The sequence below is a fragment of the Orrella sp. 11846 genome, assembly GCF_048820935.1.
Classification (GTDB): Bacteria; Pseudomonadota; Gammaproteobacteria; order Burkholderiales; family Burkholderiaceae_B; genus Algicoccus.
Genome location: NZ_JBMERD010000008.1, coordinates 116,967 through 136,798, shown reverse-complemented (window position 1 = coordinate 136,798; position 19,832 = coordinate 116,967). Strand labels below are relative to the sequence as shown.

Below are 19,832 nucleotides of genomic sequence, written 5' to 3'. Positions count from 1 at the left end.
CAAAAGTCTCATTGAAAAACACCCGATCTAGAGATCTAGACCGAGTGTTTTTTTTCGCAGTACTTATCCGTTTATCGATCTTTCCACTTCGGCGTTTCGACAACCGGCTTCTCAGCGACATTCTCAGGAAACACAACCACGGGCTTACCCTCGATTGTCTGAGTCAGGAACAAGTTTGAGCCCAAACCGCGACCATCTTTGTCAAATGTCAGCTCACCAAACAGCGTATCCACTTTGGCATCTTTGAGTGCTTTTGTGACACTGGCACGATCATCTGGTTTTTCTGCATTTTTCAAACCATCGATCAAGACTTGAGCGGCCACATAACCAGCTGCTGCGTTGTAATCAGGCTCTTCATTAAACATGGCACGAAAGCCATCCATAAAGGTTTTGTTCTGATCTGACTCTAGCGTGGGCAACCAGACGTTCACTTCAACCAAATAGTCTGCATCCTTACCCATTGCATCGATAAACTTCTTATCGATGGCATCACCCATTGGGGGCACGATGAAATACTTGGGGTTGAAGTCAACTTCGCGACCTTGGCGGACAATTTTTGCCCAGTCGTTGATGTAGAAGTAACCAACAAAAGCATCTGGTTCATTGGCTTTAAATTTCAGCAATGATGGCGACAGATCAGGTGTCCCCCCTTTGATCAGTTCATTACTAGACAAGCTATAACCTTTGTCTTTGCCATAGGAGTCCAAACGACGTGTACCTTCGGTACCGAATTCGCCATCTTCACCAAACGCGGCGACTTTCTTAGCACCCACGCTCTCCAAAAAGTCTGCAATCAGTGGATCACGAACAACTGATAATGAGGCATAGGCGTTAAAGAGGTTTTTGGTATTTCTTTCGTGCACTTTGTATGAGCTGGCACTATTGAGCACGTGTGGTACTTGATAACGCTCAGCTACATTACTGGCCACAATGGATGTGGTGCTCCCGTAGGGTCCAAGCATCGCCACAGCGTTATTATCCGCAATCAGCGTATTCCAAATGTTATTGGTTTGTGTTGGCGTTTGCTGATCATCTTCAATGATCAAATTAACTGAGTAATCTTTCAGATCACCAGAATCTGCGAGTTGTTTAAACGCAAGCTGATAACCTTTATTGGTCATATCGCCAATGCGCTGAAACTCACCACTGAGCGGCAAACTACCGCCCACGACAATTTTCTTATCTGCTGCGACTGACGTTCCCATCATGATGAGCGCGGAGGACAACACCGCCAATTTCAAGCCTTGTCGAAAAACGTTCATACTTCTGATCTCCCCTACTTTTTAAACAATGCAATCAAGCACTTTGAATTTACGTGTCTGCGCTGATGCGACTCAGAAAGCACATTTCGAGCTGACCGGATATTATTCAACAAAAACCCATTAAATTTTTATTGAAAATATCGTAAATGATCCTATCACAAAGAATCTCTGCTCAGTTATGCTCAAAAACACATTAAATATTCCAATTTATATATCAATTTCAGCACACAAAGAAATCACACCTTAAGAAATTCTATGATTTTCGATTCTGACACGATGACCAAATCATTTTGTTTTGTTAACCTAAATCCTTTAAGTACGACACCAATCTTTTTGCGGCATGCGCAAACCACTAAACGCATCCACATCAAGGACTGATTTCTAAGTCGCTACACGCAGGAAATGCTACGTATGAAACAACTTGTTCGCCTCAGTTTTTTATCCGCCTTACTGGCTCTCTTTTCAGGCTGCACGCTATTTGATGCGATGAACTTTCACAGTTCCAGCAGTCACCAGCGTCAAAGCCGCTCGATGCAGTGCACATTAAGTCCAGCAAGTTGTGATTACAAAGGTCAATATGAACCGGGTGAAGCACGCTATGCAGAACTCGAGGCACGACGCTTGAACAAGCTTGAAATTGCCAGAATTCAAAACTTGAATCTCTAAGCCGCTAATTTCACCCTTAGGAGAAACCTGCCATGTCTTTCGACTTTGATCCGCTCATGCTCAAACGCTTGGCGCAAGCCAAATCCGTTGTTGTGTTTACGGGCGCTGGCGTTTCTCAAGAAAGCGGCATTCCGACGTTTCGGGATGCACTCACGGGTCTTTGGAAAAACTTTGACCCCAATGAACTGGCCACACTCGAAGCATTTGACCGTCAGCCAGAGATTGTCTGGGGCTGGTATGAGTTTCGTCGCGCGCAACTCTTGCAATGCGCACCCAACCCGGCACACCTTGCGATCGCCCAACTTCAAGCGCTGCAACCAAACGTTCACGTCGTCACACAAAACGTCGATGACCTCCATGAACGAGCGGGCAGCTCAGACGTCATCCATTTACATGGCAGCATCTTTCAGACACGGTGTCGCAATTGCCATGCACCTTTTGAATACACACAAACAGCCACTTCAGTCATCGACGCACATCGTGCCTCACCACCGCCCAGCTGTCCTGAATGTGGTGGACCGATTCGCCCAGGGGTTGTTTGGTTTGGTGAAATGTTGCCCGAACATGAATGGTCGCGCGCGGTTGAAGTGATCGAGCAATGTGATGTCTTACTCAGTGTGGGCACATCCTCGGTGGTCTATCCTGCTGCAGAACTACCCTTTACCGCGTCAGAGAATGGTGCTTGTGTCATTCAAATCAATCCACAAACGACAAGTCTAGATGTCGTAGCCGATTACAACTTGCACGGTAAAGCTGGTGAAGTGCTCACCGCTTTAGTCTCATCCATTTAAAAACACGCGTCAGACCTTGTAGCCTGAGCGCGTGTTTGTTACGACTGAACATCGATGTCAAGCTTTCAAAACATGACAATCGATGAATCGATTTTACTGAACCGCTTGTGCACCCGATGGTAAATCTGGACGATTGGTGTAGCCAGAAATAAATGGCTTGGTTGTGCTCGTTTGTGCGTCAAACACATGACGAGCAATCTTGCCAATGTTGCCACCGTAAATATGAATACTAATGGAGACGCGATCATCATAGACGTTAGATACTTTGTGCGTATCGCCAGTGACAGGACGCAGGCTCTCAACCACACCCGGCTCAAGAATATCCACACCCAGTGATTTCATCGGCGTACCGGGTTCACCCAGCTCAAAGTTTTCGGCACGTTCACTACCACGCATCATGCCGATCAATGCCCACACGGTGTGATCATGAATCGGTGTACTTTGTCCAGGACCCCACACGAAACTCACCACAGAAAACCGATCCTGTGGATCTTCGTGTAGCAAGTATTGCTGATAATACTCAGGGTGTGGTTGTGCAAACTCTTCAGGCAACCAGTCATCATTGGCCACCAGCTCCTGCAGAATTGAGCGCCCTTTCTCAAGAATCTGCACCTCGTCGTTTTCGTGTGCATCCACTACGGCCGTAAAGTCTTTGGCGAACTTTTCAAATCGTGCTGTATTTTTTTCCATCTTGTCTTCCTCTTTTCCTGATTTTGACGAGTTTTCTGTCAATTTTTTTCGCATTTCCTGCAATGCATTGCTATAGCTTAGCCGAACGCAGTCCATCATCGACAATTCGGTTGTGACATTTAGTCAGATTCTGCCAACCAATCGGCCAGAATCTCAGCCTCATGTTCATTCAAACGCGGTGGCACATGACGATAAGTCGGTGGCGTTACAGATAATTTGAGCGGGTTTGCAATCAAACTGAGCTCGCCACTCTCTGACCAATCGCAAGGCATGCGCAACTCAGCACCTCGGGCTTGAACATGCGGATCATTAAAGACATCTTCTAGGTTATTGACAGGTCCACAAGGCACCCCTTGCGCTTCCAACTTCTCAAGCCACCAGGCACGAGGCTGTTTCGTTAACGCCTCCTGAACCAAAGCACAAATCGCCTCACGGTTGTGAACGCGTTGAACGTTGGTCGCATAACGCGGATCATCCGCCAGCGCCTCAATCCCAGCCACTTCACAGAACCGTCTAAACTGAGCATCATTGCCCACAGCTAGGATCAAGGGTGCATCCGCGGCTGTAAAAACTTGGTAAGGCACGATATTCGGATGGCCATTACCCAATCGGGTGGGTAACTGACGATCTGTCAGATAGTTGGTTGCACCGTTGACTAACCAAGCAATTTGCGAATCCAACAATGAAATATCGATATGCTGCCCTTGCCCAGTCTGGTCGCGATGACGCAGCGCTGACAAAATCCCGACTGTGGCATACATACCGGTCATGACATCCGCAATGCCCACACCGACTTTCATGGGCTGGCCTTGCGGCTCACCGGTTAAGCTCATAATGCCGCCCATACCCTGAATCAGGAAGTCATAGCCTGCACGACTGGCATAGGGACCTGTTTGACCAAACCCAGTAATGGAGCAATAAATCAGACGTGGGTACCGATCTTTGATTTGCTCATAGCTCAACCCATAGCGAGACAGTCCACCAACTTTGTAGTTCTCGACCAGCACGTCGGCTTTGGCTATAAGTTGATGGATGCGCTCGCGACCTTCTTCACTAGACAAATCGATCGCAATCGATCGTTTATTACGGTTAGCAGACAAATAATAGGCACTTTCGTCTGTAGCCTGCCCCTGAGGATCTTGTACATAAGGAGGCCCCCATTTACGGGTATCATCGCCCTCGCCAGGCTTTTCCACCTTCACCACATCGGCACCAAGGTCACCGAGAAGTTGTGTTGCGCTGGGTCCTGCAAGAATGCGGGACATATCAAGCACGCGCAGTCCGGTTAGCGCACCCACTTGATCTATCGTCATGAATCCCTCCTTATTCTGATTAGGATTAGCGTATGATTCATGTTCACCATGTTCAATTGAAATTATTTTCAATTAGCAAAACCACAACAAATTTGATACTTCACGCATCAAAATCCACAATACGAGTTGATTTCGTCATTCCTGAGCCTAGAATGCATTGAGTAGTCGACCCTGCGTCATGGTCATTTTCAGACCGCGAATCGGGTAAAGTCACAACAAGCAATAGTTCTTGATCTGAATCCGTATAGGCTAACGTATCAAACACTTGCGTGACACACAACGACAGATCTTTAGAAGCTGTTTATCAAGCGATGATCAAAAAAGGAGACTCCATGGCACAGACTATGGCCCAAATCAGCGTGGAGGATATCGTCAAACACATCCAAGACGGATGTCGACTGGCATTCCCGGTCGACTATGCCGGGGTGTCGATGGCCACGATTCCTGCCCTCTTAAAACAAGCCCCAAAAAACCTTAACCTAATCGGCGTCCCTACCGGCGGCCTTGCCTTTGACATCCTCATTGGTGCAGGTCTGGTTAAAAGTCTTGAAACCAGTGCAGTCAGCCTAGGGGAGGCTGGTGGCGCACCCTGCTTTATGCGCGCGACGGCACAAGGCACGGTTGAGATTAAAGACAGCACTTGTCCTGCAGTTCATGCAGGTCTTATGGCAGCCCAAAAAGGTTCACCCTTTGTGACCCTGCGCGGTTTGATTGGTACCGATGTTTTACGTCATCGCACTGACTGGAAAGTGATTCAGAACGTGTTTTCTGAAGAACCAGATCCGGTCGTTGCCATTCCTGCACTGCAGCCTGATATCTCAATCTTTCATGCGCCAATGGCCGATCGGGAAGGTAACGTCTGGATCGGACGTCGCCGTGAACTCGCCGCTATGGCTTATGCCAGCCGTAAAACATTTGTGACGGTAGAGCGCATCGTTGATGAACGCTTATTAGATGATGAGATGACCGCTGCTGGCGTGTTACCCGCTTTATATGTCGAAGGCGTAGCACTGGCACCCAAAGGCGCTTGGCCTTATGGTTTGTGGGGCGAGTATCCTGCTGACATTGCCGTCTTACAAAAGTATGCTCAAATGGCCCGCACCCCTGAAGGGTTTGAGCAATGGATTTCGGAGACTTATCGATGACGACAGTAACCCCACGTGAACGCTTAATCATCACCATTGCCTCGCTCCTTGATGGCGCACGTCACGTCGCTGTAGGCGCCTCCTCACCCATTCCGGCTGCGGCTGCGATGCTCTTACGTGCACAGAAAGAAGCGCTCAATGAGCCCATCGTGCGGTTGTCGATTCTGGGCTCTGTCAAACACAACCTGTTTACCAATGGTTCAGCTGAATTGTTTGACTGCGCGGGTCAAGGACGAATTGATGCCTTCTTTTTAGGGGGCGGTCAAATTGATGGTCAGGGCAACATTAACCTGGTTGGGATCGGCGACTATCCCACGAGTAAGGTTCGCTGGCCAGGTTCCTTTGGTTCTGCCTACCTCTATTTCACAGTCCCCAAAGTTATTTTGTTTCGGGAAGAGCACTCAGCCCGTACTTTGGTGGAGAAAGTTGATTTTATTAGTGCACCGGGCACCAGCGCGCCTGAGGTTTATCGTCAGGGTGGACCTTATGCGCTGTTAACAGGCAAAGCCCTGTTTATGTTCGATCCAGACAAGGCCAAATTTCGGTTGAAACACATTCATCCTGGCTTCACGCTTGAAGACATTCGTGAAGCGACGGGTTTTGAGTTTGATGTCGATCCGGATTTGTGCGCAACACCCGATGCCGATGCCGACACGTTGGCATTACTCAGAGGCCGAGTGCTGACCGAACTCAAAGAAACCTACCCTGATTTTGCTTCACAACTTACCAAGGAGATTGCTTCTCATGCAGAATGAAAACGCTTCCGTAGGCGCGCTGGCGGGCATTCGGATTATCGACGCAAGCCGCGTGCTGGGCGGGCCTTTCTGTAGTCAAATTCTGGCTGACCATGGCGCTGACGTCATTAAAGTCGAGCCCCCAATGGGTGATGAAACACGTGGCTGGGGGCCTCCGTTTGTGGGTGATGCAGCCAGTTATTTTATTGGTGTCAACCGCAACAAACGTGACATTTCTGTCGACATGCGCGAACCCAAAGGTCAGGAACTCCTGATGCGCATGCTCGAAGATGCTGACGTTTTTATCGAGAACTTTAAAATCGGCACCCTAGAAAAATGGGGGTTGAGCGCAGAAACTTTGCGAGAGAAATTCCCGCGTCTGGTTCATTGCCGAATTTCAGGTTTTGGGGCAGATGGCCCATATGGCAGCCTGCCTGGATACGACGCAGCCGTCCAAGCTATGAGTGGCCTGATGAGCGTCAACGGTGAAGCCGGTGGCGAACCCTTGCGCATGGGTGTGCCCATTATTGACATGGTCACAGGCATGAACGGTGTCATTGGGATCTTGCTGGCATTGCAAGAACGTAATCGCAGCGGCGAAGGTCAGTTTGTCGAAGCCACGCTCTACGATTCCGGCATTTCAATGTTGCACCCGCATTTGCCAAACTATTACCTGAACGGCAAAGTGCCCGGACGTACAGGTAACCGACACCCCAACATCAGCCCATACGATTCCTTTAAAACCAGCACAGTGCCTCTCTTTTTGGCCGTGGGTAACAATCGCCAGTTTGTCACTTTGTGTAAGGTTTTAGGTAAGCCCGAACTGTCTTCAGATCCTCGCTTCATCAGCACAGCTGATCGCAATCAACACTGCGATGAGCTGCGTGAAGAGCTCGTTGCATTGCTGGCTGACAAAGACGGTGTTCAGATCTCAAACGATTTGATGGAGGCGGGTGTGCCTTGCGGACCCGTGCGCGATATCCACCAGGTTGCAACTGATGAACACACACTGCACCGTGGCATGATTGTTGATATCGATGATTATCGTGGTACGGGCAGCCCTGTGAAACTGTCTCGCACACCTGCAACATATCGCATGCGTCCACCTTCATTTGCACAACACACTGACGAGGTACTGCAAGAGTTGGGCATTGATCCTGCCGATTACGAAGGCGTCTTGCCCCGTAAACCACAGCATTAAGACAGCACTCGATTCTACCAGTCGAAAAAACCAACAACACGCCGGTACGGTTACAAATCGTATCGGCGTGCTGTTATTTCAGACCTCATTTTTACCGTTTAGGTTCTGCCACTTAGTGTGGCGTAAACAGTGTGATGTAAACGGTGCAGTGAAACCGTATGTCCAAACCAATTTAACGCTTGAAGACAAAAACCGTTGAGTTAGATATTTTTTGAATCTTTTGTCAAAAATTTAGATGCAGATAATGTCAGATAGCCTGTCAGGATGACAATGACGCCACCAATCACCGTGTCGATTAAACGCTGCAGACCATAATTAATGTTGTGTGCACCTGGCATGATCATATCGACCAGCAACAACACTAAAGGCGTCAAGACAATGGCTTGTAACGCATAAGAGCGTGCCATACACCATGGCAAAACACCTGCCAACAATGCCAGACTAAACGCTAACCAACCCCCCTTTGAAAAAACCATCAAGAGCGCGGTTGCAATGAGGACACCAAAGACGGTTCCGATAGCACGCAAAACCGAACGTTCAAAGATATTTCCTAAATCAGGTTTCACAATGAGCCCAACAGTCAATGGGATCCAGAACCAATGACTGGCTGAGATCACAAAATGCGATGCATACGCAATCGTCAGGCTCACTGACAGAATGATGGCTCCCACAGTGTTTGTCACACTGGGCGTTTTATGGGGCGTGTTAGGGGTCACGCTTGACGCGGGCACTGAGCGAACCAAAAGCGCCTCAATCCCCAAAACCATCACATAGAGAACCGCACCCACCAAATACAACACTGAAGACCACCAGAATGTGCCGATACTGGGCACCCCGATGGCGATACTGGCTGTGAGCAACAACTGCAAAAAACCAATTGACCAGTTAGGACCTCGCTGACTCAGTTTGCCCGCAAGAAAGCCAACAACCGCCATCACGACAATGGTGTAACCGAAAGGGACAAGGCTCAGATAACCAAACAGATAACCCGCTGCACCCAATAAAGCGGTCCCCAACAAACCGAGTGCGCGAGGACCGTAAGCAACCGCGCCGCGCTCGCCTGTCGTCATCATTAATGTGCCCATGGCGATCCACATCCACGACATGATGTCGTCAACCGCGACCCCAATCAAAAAAGGCACACCCACGCAGAACGCAGCACGTAAGCAACGCCCCCAATTCCATGTTGCGGGTTTTAGTTGCAACAGATTGTGAAGCGTCAAGCCAGTCACGTTCGAGGAGTTTGTCATGTGATTCTGCTCTTTCAGTTCGTCACATGGATATTAAAGGAATTTATAGCGCAAAGACCTTCAGACGCGATTCCTATCAATCCCTACCGCCAATACACATTGTGGAAGTGACTCAGATGTTTCAGAGACGACAATCTTTACGACTGTACCTCCCAAGGTGCAGTTTTGCAATGATTCATTGGGTGTTGAAAGCTTATCCAGTCTGGCCACAAACTCTACGACAAACTGTCGAGAAAACCTATTCACTCACCACTATCCGCGTCTTGTGCTGAAACAGTTTGAATCACAGTCCACGCCCCGTCCCAACCTATTCGTTCTTGTTCAAGCCGAACTTGCTGACCATAAGTCTGAGTTTTGAGTGAAGCATAGATTCGTTGTTCTGCATCGGTGAGCAATCCAAGCTCACTGGCGGGATGCTGGTCTTTCTCTTGAACCCACAGACTCTGATGACTTAGAAGCGTTGCTTCATCCATGAGCACAGATTGGAGATTAGGAAGATATGTCCGTGCACGATTCAGAATCGCAAAACCATGTGTATCCATATCGCCCCAGTAAAAACATCGTGCCTGTTGCAACCAAGGCAGTTGACCTAAGACATCGACGGCATAACCTAAGCGCATGATGACAACGCTATTAGGCAAATCTTCAAATGCCAAGCCGGTCTGCAGGTTCTCAACAATAAAAACATTCTGGGGTTCGATTGTAAGTCTCGCCACCTCATCAATCGGTGCACTCACATCGCTCAAGCCACCTAGACGTACCCGCAACGAAGGATCTAAGATTCTCAGACGGATTAATTGCGGTTGTGCCTTCAAGCCACATCGACTAAAAAAGTCGCGATCATCTGCCAAATCACCCCGAAGGACGCCGATTAAATCAGAAATCAAACTTTTTCTGCTTTCCAGCCATTTACTGTCGGCACCTACGACCGGAATTTGCCGTGGATACAGATTGGAATGAGGATTGCTAAAAATCCAGTCCAACATGTCAACCATTCGACGAAAATCAATGTCGTCGTAATCAGCAAGAACTTCAAAATACTTCGCAAGTTGTCGTTCCAACGCTGGCCAGCGCGTGACAAGCGTCTGGTAGCGAGATTTCGCTCGCTCCCATCTGGTCAGTTCACCAGCCCACAAAGCGACCTCTTGTGCATTTTGTAATGACAGCTTGTCTGGCAAACTCTGTACACCCAGCGTTCTCCAGCGTCGCTCGCACCACGACAATGTGCCCACACTCTGCCCACTGGTTTGCCAGCTTCGCCAAGCCTGCACCCAGGCACGAACACCGTCAATCTGCTTAAGTGCGGTTTGCTCAGTCGGTACGCCCAGCGTAACTTCCAACGGCCACTGCTGATCGTGGGCATCACCCACGAGCCATTCCCGATGCTTACGCTGAAAACGGCGAACGAGCAACTTGTGAACCTCTTCAGGAAGCCTCAATGGCACCGTCCTCTTGCGTCTGCGCTGGCAACTTGAGTCGTTGCTGTTCAGAATCGTATTCAATCAGCAGCACACCAGAGACTCGTCGATCACTGATGTCGATAAAACAGGCACCACCAATGAAAGGCTCCAGGGTCATGACTGACTTCAAAGGTGTCGCAACCACCATTTGAAAGCCAAAGTTGGCAAAAATATTCATCGCCAGAGCGGTGAACTCATTATCTGCCTTATCAAAAGCTTCATCCAAAACGACCGGCGCATACATCGGCACACCGTAGTGATGTCCACCGAGTTGATATCTAAGCGCAGCAGCCAAACACGTAGTCGCCAACTTTTGACGTTGACCACCTGATTTGCCAGCGCCACTGCGATAAATTTCAACTTCAACGCCGCCTTCATCAATTTCTCGCCCAACAAACTCCACATGCTGGCGCACATCCAGAACCGTTTCACGCCAGCGCTTTTGTTCTGGTTCTGAGCTTGCAAGGCGATCCACCATTTGGCGCAAAACCAAAAACCGTTCTTCAGCAAACTCGCGATCTTCGGACCATGCATGACTCAGTGTCTGGTGAATCTCTTGTTTAAACTCCCGAACCTCTGCAAGCTGTCGGTCATTGGCATCAATACGAAGATAAGTGCGTTGATCCACGCTCTGATTAAACGGCACCTGACCCAAGCTTTCATTGACCAGTTCCATGCGCTCTAAGATGGCTTTACGGGCATCATTCAGATACGTCGACAACGCAGCCAAATTCTGGTGACTTTGGTTTTGCAGCAACTCAAAAAACCGCTGCTCATAGGCTGGCAACCCATCCGTTTCCAACCGAGTCAGTTTGGCAAAAAAGTCTGACGCACTGGCCATGGTGGTGTCCATGTCGCCGGCATCCATCGGCCATTGCCGCTTGTAATCCGCAAAGTGCGTTTCGATGGTTCTTTCGCAAACACCAACACCCGCTTGGATTTCACTGATGTCCGTATTTAAGCTGCGCTCAACTGCCGTGGCTACTCTATCGAGGTTCTCTAGTCGAATTGCACCCGATTGTTTCTCAAAACAGGCGTCCAGCCCTTGCGTCTGATGCGGTGTCAAAGCAACAATCGAGACATCTTGAAGAAGTGTTTCAAGTCGTTGTCGGCTTTCACTGATTTGTTTGAGTGTGGCGTCATACGCAACCTTTGCATCACGCAAATCGTGATCCGCCTGATCCACCCGCTTGGTTTGCTGCTCAAGCAGATCACTGATTTGCAACAAAGCCTCATTGCCTTTGCGCGCCTCTTCAATCTGACGTTCGATCATCGAGATACGATCTAACAGCGGGATGACATCGACCTCTTGCCACTGCAGGTTCACTAGCATCTGACACTGCATGGCCCGATTCGCGCGGTTCTTATCCTGATTAGCCAGTGATTCAATCTTTTTCTGAAGATCAGTAATCGTTTCAGCGAGTTCCTGAGCTTGGGCTTTAAACAAGTCAAGCTTCTCGCGGTTATCAAACCCAAGCACCCAATTGCGTCGATCACTGACATTTCTGCGATCATCTTTTTCATGGCGGGTTTGGCTATGTTTAATCTGCCCTTCTCGGGTGATCGCACGATCCGCGCTTCTAAACGATTGGACAGAATCCACACACGCATAATCAAAACGCTGTCGCAATTCGGTTTGTAACCATTCCGTATTCACGCCGTCTTTCACATTCAACTTCAAAACCATCGATCCCATGCCAATGGGTCGGGTTTGGCGCGATGCCGAACGATCCGTTCGGTAATACACCAAGCGCTGTCCAAGGTGAGCGTGATTAAGATAATTTGCCAACGCCGAATAATGTCGCTCATCCACCAGGATAGAAAGCGCAAAACCTCGCATAACACGCTCAATGGCACCTTGCCAAGCGGACTCATCTGGCTTGACTTCAATGAGCTCCCCAACAAATGGAAGTGCTGTTTCTGACACCTCGATCGCTTGAGCGATGTTGCGACGCATGGCCAGCATATCGGCAGGAATATTGGATGGTTGGCTTTGAAGTGCCTGCACTTCTTTCACGGTCTCAGAAAATAACGTCTCTGCATCTCTTTTTTGAGCAGCAAGACGAAACTGTTCCTCGCGGCTTTCATTACTGTGTTGCTCCCAGCCTTCAACTTCTTGACGTGCATTGCCTAGCAGCTGCGCAAAGCCTTGGGGTGAATCTGGGAAGTGCCAACCAAGCTTTTGGCACACGTCCTCAGCCTGGTTTCGTTTACGCATGCGCTCATTGCGTTGGGTTTCAAGCCCAGATTTCTCCGCCTCCCATTGCTCAATTTGATCACCACCGGCTTCCCGATGACGACGCTCCAAATCACGCAAAGCAACCGTATGATTATCTAGAATTTGCTGACGTCGATTAACTTCACCTTGCGAGCCGCTGGCTTGTATCTCCAAAGACTCGACATGTTGCTTCAAAAGCGCAATACGACGGGTTTCCCGATAACTGTCGACACCTAGGCGCAATTCATCTAATTCGTTGCGCTCCTGTATCAAAGACGTTCGGCGCTCATATTGTTCTCTGGCCGGCACGAGCGTCTGAACCTGTTCGCGCGCAGTTACAACTGCCTGATGGGCAGCGTTTAACTCACCAAACTCACTGACCAAGCGATCTGCCACTTTAAAGGTTTCAGGCTTATCGAGCATAAAATCACGCAAGAACGTGTTGAGATCGCCTAAATTCTTTGCGGACTGAGTTTTATGCAACAAGCGCAGAGCCATTTCACTTTCAATGCCAAGCAGGCGACAAAACCGCTCGCAATAAGGACGAAATTCATTGCGTGCAAAAGCATCTGGCAACGATTGCTTGAGCTTTCGAATATCAAAATTGGACTGCCCAAAATCCTCGAGCTCATTGAGTTCAAAATTTCGTTCCAAAACAAGATAGTGACGCTTCACATCGGCATTACCATTCGCATTGCCACGAAGCCAGAACACTTGAACCAGGACAACATACTGGTCTAAGTTGTTGCGATAAGTCAGAGCCAAAGCTGACCACGTGGTGCCTGAACGCAAATAACGTGTGGCAATTTCACCCGAATCATCATCCTTTTGTTCTGCCCAAGCACCTCGTATGTAGGTCACTAGGCTTCGGTCTCGGCCGCTGCGATCCGCTTCACGCGCGGCTGCGTTAAAGTCAACCCACCGGGGTGGCACGAGCAAAGCTGAAAACGCATCCAGTAGCGTAGACTTACCCGCTCCCGAACGTCCCACAAACAAAAAGCCTCGTTCACTGATCGGAACGTCATGCAGTCCTGAAAAAGTCCCCCAGTTGTACACCTGCAACCGAGTCATCCGGAACTGCTCGCGAGAAAACAAAGAGATGGCTTGTGGCTGCTGCATCATGGCTCAATCTCCTCTTCATCCGTACCAGAATCAACAGCCAATTGCGGCGTTTGTAATGGAACGTCATCATCAATCATTTGTTGATACAAACGGGTCAAGCCTTGAATTTCCTCGGCTGAAAACAAAAGTTTTAATGTGGGTGACACCTCAAAACGATCGTCACTTGCACGTATTTTTTGAAGAATGCTGTGCTTTTTAATCTTTTCTATAGACGCATGAACTCGCTTTACGAACCCAGCCCGATCCGTGCTGGCGGCCCGTTCATAGAGAGACAGAAACTCTGTGATTTCTTCGGTGGAAACTACCGCACGATCGCCCTGAGACTCCGCTTGCGTTAATCGTTGGCGAAGGTATAGCAACAAAATAGAGTCAATGAAAGTGAGCTGCACACGTCGCAATAGAATTGGAACATCGAGTTCACCCGTATCCGCTTGACGTGTAAAGGCCACTTGCATGTCCAGATCGACCACAAGCTCTAGAAACAACTCAGCCAGAAACCGACGCACGGCAATTTCATCGCGCACTAAGATTGGCCAAAGCTTTGAATGTCGGCGCGCATCCAGCGATGGACCCGCCAGTAACTGCACTAATACTCGACGCGTCTCTAGCGCAAGTTCACCGTAGTCGCCTACAAAAAGGACATCCGTGTCTGTCTGCGCCGCTTCACCTTCTTGTGCAACGTTCTCATCCTCTTCAGACCAGCTCATGCACACGCTCCTTCAAAAAGAAAACTTTCGGAATTCTGGCACTTCGATGCACCTCATCGTCTCCAATCCAGCTCACCATTTCTTGCCCATCCGATTTCAATCCATGTCGACTACCGAGTGCCAACAAACCGACCACACTCCCTAAACCCTGAGCCGCTGGATATTGATCCAATACGTCCCCAATTGAGGCCTGCGAACGTTTTTCCAACACCGCTACCACATTCAGTTTTAAAGTCCGAAAATCGATCTCTGAATGCGCAATCAAGTCACTGACCGACTCTAGGTCAATAGGTGCCGCTTCACCTTGCATCATTTGACTGGGCGCCGCTTGCAAAGAAGGATCATGCAACACCCATTGAGACAAAGATCGCAAGCGACTACCTGTCAGTTCTAATGTGTACTGCAATGTTTCGGTGACCCTGATTTCATCTTTTAAGGTCAGTGCTGCACGCTGTGCCTCTCTGAGCACTCGATTCAATCGACGCTGCTCCAAGTATTCACGACTTTCCACAAAATGCTTCAAACTGCGTGCAAAAGTTTGCAACACATCATGAACCATCCCACCTTGCTCAAGAAGCGTTCGCGTCAATCGCAACAAAAAACGTCGCTCCTTCATATCAAGCTGATCAACAAACGTACGCGACATGACGTTATCAAGGGCCTGGTCGAGCGTTGCCGCCTGCTCCGGATCCGTCAGCAATCGCCAGAAAGCCGAGAAAGTTCTGCCTGCGTCACTTTCGGCAATGAGATCAATTCCAGAAAACAGAGAATCCAGCACCTCTCCTCGATTGCCATCACTGTCCATAATTCGCTCACGTAGATTACGGTTGAGCTGATCAAACTGATCACGAACACGCCGAAAATCACCCGCAAGGTCATCGGCCAATGTAATGATCTCACGCGTACGCTCAAGCGCAGTGGAATGCGGCAATACCCGCATTTGACCCTGTTCGATGGCATCGATTTCTTTATCGATACGAGCACGTTCAGCCATCAGTCGATCGACACGACGAAACTTGTCGGTATCTGTATCCTCTGCAAGCCGAGACAACGCCTCAATCACTAAAGTTAATCGGCTTTCAGTCGCGGCCGAATGTGGTTGTTCTAGACCGGAAACAAACCGAATCGCTTCGACTGCAGCCGTGGACAACTCATACTCTTCTTCTGTAGAACCCGGCGGAAAGCGTCTTTCTAGGTAACCATCAACCAACCAGCTCGCAACATACGCTTGTGCTGTCTGCGGAAAGTCTTCCCCTTGGGCGCGCAATTCTTCCAATGCCCGTGCAATTCGCTCATGAAAAATAGAGGCGGGCAGATTACGTTCGTTTTCATAAAGATGGGTCTGTAATAGACCAATGACGATGGGTCCATGAGCCGAAGCAAGCAAACGCCACAAAGGCTGCGTTCGTAGACGTTGATAGGTTGCGATGGCTTTGTCTGCTTTCATACCAAATTCGAATAATAGCTGTGTTTATCCTGAGTGCTTATCCGAATTTCAGCATAACAGCAGGCTCAGGATGGTTTGCTAGATCATAACAATCCGACGGCCTACGAATCTTAGTGATGTCAGCGCGGTTGGTTTGTTAGTTGCTGTAACAAGCGTCAAATACAATCGGCAATTAAATAGATGCCCCGGACTCATCCTTTAAATCGACAGAAAGTGACGTCAGTCTTCTTTCAGTTAAGGCACAACGTTGTTCGATCACGGCCACAATTTGATCCACTACATCATAGTTAGCAAAACCGCGCGATACATCAAACTTAAGATCACGCGCAATAGCCGGCATCGATTTTGCCAAGGTCAGAATCCGAGCTCTACCTTGAGCCACATTGAGACCTAATGTTTCCAGAAACCGATCCCAGTGCCGCGTTTGTACTTCACTAAACTTGTATTTACCACCAATCATCATCGCCATTTTCGGTGTCAGGTTCGGATAGACCACTGTTGAAAGCACATCATAAAAAGGTGCTAAAACAGGGGACTTCCCTTCATAAAGCAGTGAAAAATTCTTAGCATGCGCATCGTTATTGCCAACCAAAGCGTTAAAGATCACATAATCCAACATGCGTAAAATATGTGGCGCACTCGGGCGTGTAAGACGTTGGATCAGTTCAAAACACTGCGCCAGATTCGGACCCCCTTCGTTCTGGTATTTCATTTCAGGTACCACACCTAACGCCTGACAAAAATCTTCTTGATGTAAACGTTGCAGCTGGCCTTGCTCATTAATCACCCGATCGTAACGCTCAATCAAAAGAAACCTCTGTCCTTGTACGATTCGCATCTGAGATCTCGCTGGTTTGAGTTTCATGGCATCAGCCAGTGCCAGACAAAAACCTTCATTGATCACCGTATCCGTTAAAGCGCGAATAGCCGGTTTCAAAATATGCGTGCTGGGTGCTCCATTTTTTGGTAGGCCGATCCGTTCACCATCAAAAACCACAGGTAGCTTATCTTGCGCACCCGCTAGTGAAAGCCGCAGACCATCTCGACCAGCCAACATTGGTCGATGAGGCAGTTCCGCCAGCAGTGCAACAATTTCCTCATCGTTTAACCATTGAATATCTTGTTCATTCTGGGATTGAGTGATTAACTCCCCTGGTCTCAATAAGGTGATAGCACCAGCGCACTCTCCACCGATGTGATCAAGCAACGCAAAATCATTCTGACGCGACACTTGAAATTTCTGAGCAATGATGCGTCTTAATTGCCCTTCCGGTAACAACCCTGAAAAAAAGGGGCGGGTATGCTGATCGTCAAACGGATCTACCTGTAACGGCAAAGAGCTAGATAAAGGAATTGCATCAGCCCGCAAAAGCCAAACCGGCGTGTAACAAAAAGACAACCGTCCATCGATAAGGGATAAAACACCAATCTTTTGATTGCACAGCCAAACATCAAGTTCACGCGCCATGCTATTTGCCTCTAGAGAAATTCTTAGATGTATCCGATGGCAGGTCAATGATCTGTAACGTTCCACCCAATACATCAATCACGCGCATTACGTTTTCTAAACGCAATGTAGGTTTGCCTGCTTCTAGATCAACAATAAAGCGCACACCAACACCCGCAGCCAGTGCAAGCTGTGGCTGCGTCAAGCTCAATTGCTTGCGTGCGGCACGTAATGCGTCACCAAGTTGCTTTGTCGTTCGAATGGAGGTCATCATTAATTTTTTTCCCGATCGGGAAATTATCGATCAACTTAAAGAATGAATCAAGCAATATTTCCTGATCGGGAAATATTTATCAAAAAACTCAAACTTAGGCATAAAACTTCCCGATCGGGAAGTTTTATGGAGTAAAACAACACTTTATATTAAAATATTTGGCAGACTTATGCTGACATACGATAGTCACGTAGACGCGCAATTGCACGATCAAGCCTACTTAGACACACCACATCAATCTATTGAAAACCGATCAAATCAAGATGCTATCTAGCACCAGCATGAGTGCAAATCCACCCATCAATCCCAAAGTAGCCGGAGTCTGATGGTTATTGCGGTGCGTTTCTGGAATCACTTCATGAGAAACGACAAATATCATGGCACCCGCAGCCAACCCGAGGCCAACTGGGTATGCAAAGGCAGAACCTCCCACAAGGCTCACGCCGATAAGCGCACCCAATGGCTCTAAAAGTCCAGTCGCAGCCGTAATCCAAAGCGCAGTCCAGCGACTAGCGCCCACAGTTCGAAGCGCCATTGCAACCGCAAGGCCTTCAGGTAGGTTTTGTAATGAAATCGCCAAGGTTAATGGAATTCCAACGGTCAAATCACCCCGAGAAAACCCAAAACCAACTGCCATGCCTTCTGGCAAATTATGTAAGGCTATTGCAAATACGAACAACCAGACCCGCGCATAACGCTCATGCCCAGGACCACAGGGGCCGAGCTTGAAATGCTCGTGTGGTGTTAAAGCCTCTAAACCAAGCATGAGAAGCACACCAATTGTCATCCCAGTCACGACAAGGGTGGCTGACCAAACCATATGTCCTGTTAGGTTTATGCCTGCTTCAAGCCCTGGAAGAATGAGCGAAAACGATGTGGCTGCAAGCATCATCCCCGCGGCAGCGCCCAGCATGACATCTTCGGTTCGTTGCTGAAGTTTTTTGATTAATAAAGCAGGGATGGCGCCCAACGTTGTACTGACAAATCCGGCCAGACCTCCTAACAACGCCAAGCTGGTCACTTCTCTTCGGTTTTCTAGGGGATTAAGCCATGCAAAAACCCAAAGCAGCAACAACACACAGAACGCACCGATCAGCAGAGCAAGATGCTTGCGGTGTTTTTGGGTGTGTTTATATAAACGTCTGATCCAGAAAGGCTGTGGATAGACGGGAGATATGGGGTTTTGGCGCATGCGACTCAGTCGATTCCGGTTCTTCAAAACATAAGTGGCAGCTCCTACTGGAATAGAAGCTGCCGAATAAACGCTTACAAAATCTTAATTTCGGTACGACGCATCACGACGATCCAACATACGCAACATCGCAGGCCATTCCATCAGGCCATAAGGTCTGCGAGTCTCGGGCTTATACAGATGAACCGTTCTCTCAATGACCTCCGGATCAGGAAAGTTCAGCTCTGTATTGCAGGACATGGCATCAATTTGCGCTTTGCACGCCATTTCTAACCAATAGATTTTGTTAAACGCTTCAGGTACGTTGGGCGCAGCAACCAAAAGACCGTGATTACGTAAAATCATGACATCGTTTTCGCCCAAGTCCGCGACAAGACGCGCACGCTCATCAAGGTCAACAGCTGGTCCCTCGTAATCGTGATAAGTCATACTGCCTGCAAAACGCATGGCTGTTTGCGTCAGAGGTAGCAAGCCACACTTAAGCGCAGACACTGCCATACCAGCCCGTGAATGGGTGTGAATAACACATCCAACATCATGACGGGCACCATGGACAGCGCTATGAATCACGTAGCCGGCGCGGTTGACTTCGTAGTCTTCGTTCGGGTTGAGTAACACATCGCCTTCAACATTAATTGTGATCAGATTGGATGCTGTAATTTCTTCATACATTAATCCAAATGCATTGATGAGGATGCGCCCTTCTTCGCCTGGGATGCGCGAAGTGATGTGGTTATAGACGAGATCGCTCATACCAAACATTGGCATCAACCGATAACAAGCTGCCAGCTCAACGCGCGCTTGCCACTCTGCCTCAGAAACCAGATCTCGAACATTATCGGTGTTCATCTTATTCATGGTGTATCTCCAAATATTAAAAATGCATTATGTTGTACGGATAATTAACTCAATA

General features: G+C 48.6%; 17 protein-coding genes. 5 read left to right on the top strand and 12 right to left on the bottom strand.

The window, feature by feature from the left end:
- Positions 1-71: 71 nt before the first annotated feature.
- Positions 72-1,262, bottom strand: a complete 1,191-nt coding sequence (locus ACOI06_RS08735; RefSeq protein ID WP_420662152.1) for an ABC transporter substrate-binding protein — start codon at positions 1,260-1,262, stop codon at positions 72-74.
- Positions 1,263-1,673: 411 nt separating this feature from the next.
- Between ACOI06_RS08735 and ACOI06_RS08730 the strand changes: the two genes are divergently transcribed.
- Together ACOI06_RS08730 and ACOI06_RS08725 are read left to right on the top strand one after the other, a co-directional pair.
- Entirely contained in the window at positions 1,674-1,928 is a 255-nt protein-coding gene (locus tag ACOI06_RS08730) for a hypothetical protein (RefSeq protein WP_420662150.1), read from the top strand.
- Positions 1,929-1,960: 32 nt separating this feature from the next.
- On the top strand, positions 1,961-2,719 hold the full coding sequence (locus ACOI06_RS08725) for an SIR2 family NAD-dependent protein deacylase (protein ID WP_420662149.1): 759 nt from the start codon (positions 1,961-1,963) through the stop codon (positions 2,717-2,719).
- Positions 2,720-2,812: 93 nt separating this feature from the next.
- Here ACOI06_RS08725 and ACOI06_RS08720 read toward each other — a convergent pair whose 3' ends face one another.
- Together ACOI06_RS08720 and ACOI06_RS08715 are read right to left on the bottom strand one after the other, a co-directional pair.
- On the bottom strand, positions 2,813-3,409 hold the full coding sequence (locus tag ACOI06_RS08720; RefSeq protein ID WP_420662146.1) for a cysteine dioxygenase: 597 nt from the start codon (positions 3,407-3,409) through the stop codon (positions 2,813-2,815).
- Positions 3,410-3,528: 119 nt separating this feature from the next.
- Entirely contained in the window at positions 3,529-4,722 is a 1,194-nt protein-coding gene (locus ACOI06_RS08715) for a CaiB/BaiF CoA transferase family protein (RefSeq protein ID WP_420662145.1), read from the bottom strand.
- Between the two features lie 332 nt (positions 4,723-5,054).
- On the opposite strand from ACOI06_RS08715, the gene ACOI06_RS08710 reads away from it, so the two are divergent.
- From ACOI06_RS08710 to ACOI06_RS08700, 3 genes are read left to right on the top strand one after another with little or no spacing between them, the layout of a single operon-like run.
- Complete coding sequence (locus tag ACOI06_RS08710) at positions 5,055-5,867, top strand: CoA transferase subunit A (RefSeq protein ID WP_420662144.1); 813 nt, start codon at positions 5,055-5,057, stop codon at positions 5,865-5,867.
- Positions 5,864-6,622 carry a CoA-transferase gene (locus ACOI06_RS08705; RefSeq protein ID WP_420662143.1) on the top strand — a complete coding sequence of 253 codons (759 nt, stop codon included), beginning with the start codon at positions 5,864-5,866 and terminating at the stop codon, positions 6,620-6,622. Before ACOI06_RS08710 ends, ACOI06_RS08705 begins: the two co-directional genes overlap by 4 nt.
- On the top strand, positions 6,612-7,802 hold the full coding sequence (locus tag ACOI06_RS08700) for a CaiB/BaiF CoA transferase family protein (RefSeq protein ID WP_420662142.1): 1,191 nt from the start codon (positions 6,612-6,614) through the stop codon (positions 7,800-7,802). The genes ACOI06_RS08705 and ACOI06_RS08700 overlap by 11 nt, the downstream gene beginning before the upstream one ends.
- 200 nt (positions 7,803-8,002) lie before the next feature.
- Here ACOI06_RS08700 and ACOI06_RS08695 read toward each other — a convergent pair whose 3' ends face one another.
- From ACOI06_RS08695 to ACOI06_RS08655, 9 genes are all read right to left on the bottom strand, one after another.
- Entirely contained in the window at positions 8,003-9,052 is a 1,050-nt protein-coding gene (locus tag ACOI06_RS08695) for an FUSC family protein (protein ID WP_420662141.1), read from the bottom strand.
- A 242-nt stretch (positions 9,053-9,294) separates the two neighbouring features.
- Positions 9,295-10,491, bottom strand: a complete 1,197-nt coding sequence (locus tag ACOI06_RS08690) for a Wadjet anti-phage system protein JetD domain-containing protein (protein ID WP_420662140.1) — start codon at positions 10,489-10,491, stop codon at positions 9,295-9,297.
- Positions 10,478-13,852, bottom strand: coding sequence for an ATP-binding protein (locus tag ACOI06_RS08685; protein ID WP_420662138.1), 3,375 nt, complete (start codon positions 13,850-13,852; stop codon positions 10,478-10,480). Before ACOI06_RS08685 ends, ACOI06_RS08690 begins: the two co-directional genes overlap by 14 nt.
- The gene (locus ACOI06_RS08680; protein ID WP_420662137.1) at positions 13,849-14,559 is read right to left on the bottom strand and encodes a DUF4194 domain-containing protein; all 711 of its coding nucleotides are present in this window, start codon (positions 14,557-14,559) and stop codon (positions 13,849-13,851) included. Before ACOI06_RS08680 ends, ACOI06_RS08685 begins: the two co-directional genes overlap by 4 nt.
- Entirely contained in the window at positions 14,546-16,006 is a 1,461-nt protein-coding gene (locus ACOI06_RS08675; protein ID WP_420662136.1) for a DUF3375 domain-containing protein, read from the bottom strand. The genes ACOI06_RS08680 and ACOI06_RS08675 overlap by 14 nt, the downstream gene beginning before the upstream one ends.
- A gap of 172 nt (positions 16,007-16,178) precedes the next feature.
- Positions 16,179-17,474 carry a type II toxin-antitoxin system HipA family toxin gene (locus tag ACOI06_RS08670; RefSeq protein WP_420662135.1) on the bottom strand — a complete coding sequence of 432 codons (1,296 nt, stop codon included), beginning with the start codon at positions 17,472-17,474 and terminating at the stop codon, positions 16,179-16,181.
- A 1-nt stretch (position 17,475) separates the two neighbouring features.
- Complete coding sequence (locus ACOI06_RS08665) at positions 17,476-17,727, bottom strand: helix-turn-helix transcriptional regulator (protein ID WP_420662133.1); 252 nt, start codon at positions 17,725-17,727, stop codon at positions 17,476-17,478.
- 253 nt (positions 17,728-17,980) lie between these two features.
- Positions 17,981-18,946: a ZIP family metal transporter gene (locus ACOI06_RS08660; RefSeq protein ID WP_420662132.1), complete on the bottom strand. Its 966-nt coding sequence runs from the start codon at positions 18,944-18,946 to the stop codon at positions 17,981-17,983.
- Between the two features lie 57 nt (positions 18,947-19,003).
- Positions 19,004-19,777, bottom strand: coding sequence for a class II aldolase/adducin family protein (locus ACOI06_RS08655; protein WP_420662131.1), 774 nt, complete (start codon positions 19,775-19,777; stop codon positions 19,004-19,006).
- Between the last annotated feature and the right edge of the window lie 55 nt (positions 19,778-19,832).

Excerpts from the sequence above, each read along its gene's own strand:
- ACOI06_RS08675 (WP_420662136.1), bottom strand. The coding sequence starts at position 16,006 with ATGAAAGCAGACAAAGCCATCGCAACCTATCAACGTCTACGAACGCAG.
- ACOI06_RS08725 (WP_420662149.1), top strand. The coding sequence starts at position 1,961 with ATGTCTTTCGACTTTGATCCGCTCATGCTCAAACGCTTGGCGCAAGCC.
- ACOI06_RS08680 (WP_420662137.1), bottom strand. The coding sequence starts at position 14,559 with ATGAGCTGGTCTGAAGAGGATGAGAACGTTGCACAAGAAGGTGAAGCG.
- ACOI06_RS08710 (WP_420662144.1), top strand. The coding sequence starts at position 5,055 with ATGGCACAGACTATGGCCCAAATCAGCGTGGAGGATATCGTCAAACAC.
- ACOI06_RS08705 (WP_420662143.1), top strand. The coding sequence starts at position 5,864 with ATGACGACAGTAACCCCACGTGAACGCTTAATCATCACCATTGCCTCG.
- ACOI06_RS08730 (WP_420662150.1), top strand. The coding sequence starts at position 1,674 with ATGAAACAACTTGTTCGCCTCAGTTTTTTATCCGCCTTACTGGCTCTC.
- ACOI06_RS08700 (WP_420662142.1), top strand. The coding sequence starts at position 6,612 with ATGCAGAATGAAAACGCTTCCGTAGGCGCGCTGGCGGGCATTCGGATT.
- ACOI06_RS08720 (WP_420662146.1), bottom strand. The coding sequence starts at position 3,409 with ATGGAAAAAAATACAGCACGATTTGAAAAGTTCGCCAAAGACTTTACG.
- ACOI06_RS08655 (WP_420662131.1), bottom strand. The coding sequence starts at position 19,777 with ATGAATAAGATGAACACCGATAATGTTCGAGATCTGGTTTCTGAGGCA.
- ACOI06_RS08735 (WP_420662152.1), bottom strand. The coding sequence starts at position 1,262 with ATGAACGTTTTTCGACAAGGCTTGAAATTGGCGGTGTTGTCCTCCGCG.
- ACOI06_RS08665 (WP_420662133.1), bottom strand. The coding sequence starts at position 17,727 with ATGATGACCTCCATTCGAACGACAAAGCAACTTGGTGACGCATTACGT.
- ACOI06_RS08685 (WP_420662138.1), bottom strand. The coding sequence starts at position 13,852 with ATGATGCAGCAGCCACAAGCCATCTCTTTGTTTTCTCGCGAGCAGTTC.
- ACOI06_RS08670 (WP_420662135.1), bottom strand. The coding sequence starts at position 17,474 with ATGGCGCGTGAACTTGATGTTTGGCTGTGCAATCAAAAGATTGGTGTT.
- ACOI06_RS08695 (WP_420662141.1), bottom strand. The coding sequence starts at position 9,052 with ATGACAAACTCCTCGAACGTGACTGGCTTGACGCTTCACAATCTGTTG.
- ACOI06_RS08715 (WP_420662145.1), bottom strand. The coding sequence starts at position 4,722 with ATGACGATAGATCAAGTGGGTGCGCTAACCGGACTGCGCGTGCTTGAT.